Origin of the sequence: Nocardioides sp. (assembly GCF_031422975.1) — a bacterium.
Lineage (GTDB): Bacteria > Actinomycetota > Actinomycetes > Propionibacteriales > Nocardioidaceae > Nocardioides.
Map to the genome: position 1 here is coordinate 1 of NZ_JANPEO010000487.1, position 4,823 is coordinate 4,823.

The 4,823-nt window shown below is 69.8% G+C and carries 6 protein-coding genes; 3 read left to right on the forward strand and 3 right to left on the reverse strand.

The window, feature by feature from the left end:
* Together RMO85_RS14515 and RMO85_RS14520 are read right to left on the reverse strand one after the other, a co-directional pair.
* Positions 1–623, reverse strand: a 623-nt coding sequence (locus RMO85_RS14515) for an exodeoxyribonuclease V subunit gamma (protein ID WP_310529436.1), incomplete at its 3' end; no start/stop codon positions are given.
* Positions 624–737: 114 nt separating this feature from the next.
* Positions 738–911 (reverse strand): CsbD family protein, encoded by a 174-nt coding sequence (locus RMO85_RS14520; protein ID WP_310529437.1) that lies wholly within the window; start codon positions 909–911, stop codon positions 738–740.
* 112 nt (positions 912–1,023) lie between these two features.
* Between RMO85_RS14520 and RMO85_RS14525 the strand changes: the two genes are divergently transcribed.
* Together RMO85_RS14525 and RMO85_RS14530 are read left to right on the forward strand one after the other, a co-directional pair.
* Positions 1,024–1,764, forward strand: coding sequence for an ABC transporter permease (locus RMO85_RS14525; RefSeq protein ID WP_310529438.1), 741 nt, complete (start codon positions 1,024–1,026; stop codon positions 1,762–1,764).
* A 25-nt stretch (positions 1,765–1,789) separates the two neighbouring features.
* Positions 1,790–2,275, forward strand: a complete 486-nt coding sequence (locus RMO85_RS14530) for a DUF6328 family protein (protein WP_310529439.1) — start codon at positions 1,790–1,792, stop codon at positions 2,273–2,275.
* Here the strand turns inward: RMO85_RS14530 and RMO85_RS14535 are convergent.
* The gene (locus RMO85_RS14535) at positions 2,263–2,478 is read right to left on the reverse strand and encodes a hypothetical protein (RefSeq protein WP_310529440.1); all 216 of its coding nucleotides are present in this window, start codon (positions 2,476–2,478) and stop codon (positions 2,263–2,265) included. The genes RMO85_RS14530 and RMO85_RS14535 overlap by 13 nt on opposite strands.
* A gap of 697 nt (positions 2,479–3,175) precedes the next feature.
* Between RMO85_RS14535 and RMO85_RS14540 the strand changes: the two genes are divergently transcribed.
* On the forward strand, positions 3,176–4,823 hold a 1,648-nt coding region (locus RMO85_RS14540), incomplete at its 3' end, for a carboxypeptidase-like regulatory domain-containing protein (RefSeq protein WP_310529441.1).

Below are 4,823 nucleotides of genomic sequence, written 5' to 3' on the forward strand. Positions count from 1 at the left end.
GCGCCACCGCGGCGCAGCCGCTCGAGGGTGGTGGCCAGCCGGACGTCCGGCGGGGGGGAGTCCATCCGGGTGACCAGTCGTCGCCACAGCTCGGCCTGCCAGCGCAGGTCGGGCTCGAGGACGCCCCCGGCGCCGTCGCTGTCGTGGCCGGCCCGCCAGTCGGTGATCAGGGTCGGCCGCTGGGTGGCATAGGAGCCGAAGAGCCCGGCCAGCCGCCGGGCGACGGCGTAGCGACGGGTGGAGCGCTCGTCGTCGGGGTCGGCGCCGCCGAGGTGGGTGGTGAGGTCACCGAAGCCCGGCTCGCCCATCACCGAGTCGATGACGTCGAGCAGCGGCCAGGCCAGTCGCTCCGGATCCCACGGGTCGTCCGCGTCCTTGTCGAGCAGCATCGAGACCAGCGACGGGGGCGTCACGAAGTCGACGCCGGCGCACACCCCGTCGCCGGTCCGCGGGCCGACCCCGAGCCGGTGCGAGAGTCGCTGCGTCAGCCATCGCTCCACGCCGCGCGCGGGCACGACCACCACCTCGCGGGCGAACGGATCCGCCAGTGGGGTCGCGAGCAGCGTCGCCAGGCCGTCGGCCAGGACGTCGGTCCGCTCCGCGACATGGACGTGAACTGTCATGGCCGCAGCCTGCCATCCGGCACCGACACGACCGCCGGCAACGCCGAACGGGACACCGACTGCGCGAGTCGGTGTCCCGTCCGGGTGTTGCCTGTGCGACAACGAGGTGGCGGCTCAGTGCTTGAAGGCGTCCTTGACCTTCTCGCCGGCCTGCTTGATGTCGGCCGAGATCTGGTCGCCCTTGCCCTCGGCTTCCAGCTTCTCGTCGTCGGTCGCCTTGCCGGCGCCCTCCTTGGCCTTGCCAGTGACGTCTTCAACCGTGTTCTTGAACTTGTCGTCGAGTCCCATGTGCAATTCCCTTCGTCGTGGCGTCCCGGTCTGGACGCTTCTCGAATCTTTCATGTCCCTCCAAACCGGGCCACCCCCGACCGGGATCGGCGATGTCGGGCAGGATCGACCCGTGGATCACGTGTGGTGGGGCCTCGGGCTGCTCGCCGTCACGTTGACGACGCTCGGCCTGGCCCGCCTTGCCCGGGTGCCGCTGGGTTGGCTGCCGTTCACGGCGATGTTGCGAGCGGTCGTGCAGCTGGCCGTGATCGCGCTGATCCTGCGCGGTGTGCTGGCCGTGCCGTGGACGGTCGCCCTGTTCGTGGTGCTGATGTTGAGCACGGCGTCGTGGACCGCCGGCGGTCGGATCTCCGAGATCCCCCGGGGTCGGGTGTATGCCGTGATCGGGGTGCTCTCGGGCGCCCTGGTCTCACTGGTCCTCGTGTTCGCGCTGCGCCTGGTCGACTTCGAGACGCGGTATGTCGTCGCGGTGGCCGGCATCATCGTCGGCAACGCGATGAGCGCCGCCACCTTGGCGGGGCGCAACTTCGTGCGCGACGCCCGCGCTCGCCGCGACGAGGTCGAGGCCTGGCTCTCCCTGGGCGCGACGCCTGCCCAGGCCCATGACGACATCGGTCGCGAGGCTGCCCGCGAGGCGCTGTTGCCCACTCTCGACCAGACCCGGTCGACCGGGCTGGTCACGCTGCCCGGCGCGTTCGTGGGGGCGCTCTTCGGTGGCGCCTCCCCGTTCGCGGCGGCCCAGTTCCAGCTCGTGGTGCTTGCCGGCATCGCGCTCACCATGCTGACGACGGCGATCGTCGTGACGAGGCTGGCGGGGCGTTCGCCGTACGTCTTCATCGCGCCAGCGGACTGAACCCTGCGAGCCGTAGGCTCACCCGATGACGCGAGACACCGGCCCGGTGAGGCAGGAGAGCCCCGACCAGCGCGCCGACCGCAACTGGTCCGATCTCCTCCAGGAGCTGAGGGTCAGCCAGACCGGCGTCCAGCTGCTCGCGGCGTTCCTGGTGACATTGCCGTTCCAGTCGAGGTTCCCCGAGCTCGACGACTTCCAGAAGCACTGGTACCTCGGTCTTCTGGCTCTCGCGTTCGCGACGGTCGGAGTGACCCTCACGCCAGTGGCGATCCACCGCAGGCTGTTCCATCTCGGCGTGAAGCCGCGACTGGTGAGCGCCGGGCACGTCCTGACCGAGCTCACGCTGGGCTTGGTCGCACTGCTGCTGTCGGGCATTGCCTTCCTCGTCGTCGACGTCGTGCTCGACCGCACTGCCGCGGTGGTGGCCGGCGGCGGCTCGTTGCTCATCCTGTTGCTGTTGCTGGTGGTCCTCCCCCGCGCAGTGGCGCGGGGGGTTGCTCACAGGACGTGACGCAGGTAGCGCATCGGGTCGGCGAGATAGGCCTTCCAGTGCCCGACGATCTCGAGTTCGTCGAAAGCCGCCTTGCGCATCCCCCACGGCCCGACCTCGAGCACGTTGGCGCCCGGGATGGCCGCCAGCAGCGGCGAGTGGGTCGCGCACAACACCTGGCCGCCGGCGTCCGCGAGCTCGGCAAGGGTGCTGACCAGCGCCACCTGCGCGGAGTCTCGGCGCGCAGGAAGAACCCCCCCTCTTGTCAGCCGCAAGCTCGGCAAGCGCCGACTGGATCCCACCCCGACCATCTGGCCGGTCTGCTCGCGGACGTTTGCGCAGGTCATCGGCGCTTTCGATGCTCATGAGGTGTCGTGGTGGGCCGTGCGGCAAATCGTTATCAAACGGGCCTCTGGAAGGGTTGCTGCAACCGTTTCTGCACCATCGATCATGGGGCGACGCGCCAGCGAACGTCTTGTTGTTTGGCAGGCGTCGCGTCATCTCACCGGCATCATCGGAGCGAGCGCGGCCATGACATCCACGGCCGTGGTCTCAACTCATGTCCGCCGCCGGCAGCACGACGCGGAGGAGAAGCCGTTCTCGTTCGGCTGCGTCGCCGGTGCCCCACGGTGGGTGTGCGTGCTGCTCAGTCTGGTCGCGAAGCACGCGGTGGCCCGGCAGATCCTCGGCGGCTCGCCGGCCTCGTCGAGTCCACCGCGTGCCTGGCCTATGACGGTTAGGAGCTGAACTCGAACGTGGTCTGGCTAGTGCGACACCGCCCCTCCCTGAGGGTGACGTGGGCGGGTGCCACCTACGCCAGTTGGGGTATAGCCGACGACGGCGCATTCCCCTGGTGGTCGCCCGTGCCTTGATTCATCCACCGAACATCCGCGGGCTCGGGCCTGTCACAGGGGGAACACTGTGGACACGTCCCGACCGTCACGTCCTGGCCGCCTCGTCGGCCTCCTGCTCCTGGTGCTGGGCCTGGTGCTCGCGCCGCTCGGCGCGGTGTTCGCCGCCGAGGGCGACGGACCTCCGTCGACCCTCTCCGGCGTGGTGCAGGCGTCGGACGGGACTCCCCTCCAGGGCGCCACCGTCACGCTGTACGACGACTTCCAGGCCCCGACCGGACCTCCTCAGGTGACCGGCGCCGGCGGCACGTTCTCGTTCGGCTCGCTCGCGGACGGGTTCTACTACGTCGGCGCGACCAAGGCGGGCGCCGGCACGGTCTACTACGACAACGCCGCGGACCTGTTCGCCGCGACACCCCTGTTCGTCGACTTCGCCGCCGGCTCCACGGCCACGCTGCGGATGCCCGCACCGCCCGACCTCGCTGGCACCGTCAGCAACGCCGCCGGACCGATCGAGCTCGCGGACGTGACGGCCTACCGGTTCAACGCCGGCTCCTGGACGTTCGCCGACTCGACGTCGACCGACGCGTCCGGCCACTACGCGTTCACCGCCCTCACGGCCCAGGACTACCGACTGCAGTTCCAGGCCAACGGTCAGGTGCAGGAGTACTGGAACGACAAGCCGACGCTGGATGCCGCCGACTCGATCACTGTCGTCCCGGATGTCACCAAGACGGCCAACGCCGTGCTTGCCGACCCGCTCCGCATCACGGGCACCGTGACCGGCACCGGCGGCACCCCCCTCAACGGGGCCACCGTGACGGCGGAGCAGCGGGTTACCGAGTTCGGCGCCACCTTCTGGGACTACGTCGACTCCGTCCTCACGCCGGCCAATGGGACCTATTCGCTCCAGGTGCCGCCCGGCCAGATGCGCATCAGGTTCGAAGCCGCCACCTACATGTCCGAGTACTACGACGACGCGCTCGACGCGGTGGACGCCGACCCGGTCACCGTCACCACAGCCTCCGTCCCCAACATCAACGCCGCCCTCGTGGTTGGCGGCAAGATCACCGGCACGGTCCGCGACAACGCCAACGCCGCCATCCCCTCCGCCAGCGTGACGGCGTACCGCCTCGTCGGCGGGACCTGGACGTATGTCTCCGGCTCCTCGACCAACGCGTCCGGGGTCTACACGATCGACGGCCTGCGGGCCGGCACCTATCGCGTCGGGTTCTCCAGCTTCGGCGGTGGCTTCCTCGACGAGTACTACCAGGACAAGGACACTGTCCAGACTGCCACCGACGTGCCGGTGGCACTCGGCGGCACCGCGACCGTCGACGCCAACCTGGACAAGGGCGGCGTGATCAGCGGGACGGTCACCGGACCCTCCGGCGCCGTCTCCGGAGCCGCGGTGCGGATCTACGAGCCCTACCGCTTCTCGCAGTCAGGGTGGGACTTGTTCGACTCCACGTCGACCACCGTCTCGGGCGCCTACTCGTTCATCGGCCTCCGTCCCGGTGCCTACCGGGTGTGCGTCGACCAGGCGACCGGACTCGCGCCTGAGTGCTTCAACGACAAGGCCGAGGTCTTCTCCGCCGACAGCATCACGGCCGCCAAGAACACCACCACCCCGGCGAACATCTTGCTCGCGGCTGCACGGAAGGTCACCGGCACCGTCACGTCGCGGGCGGGCGGCGCCCTCAACGGCGCCTCCGTCA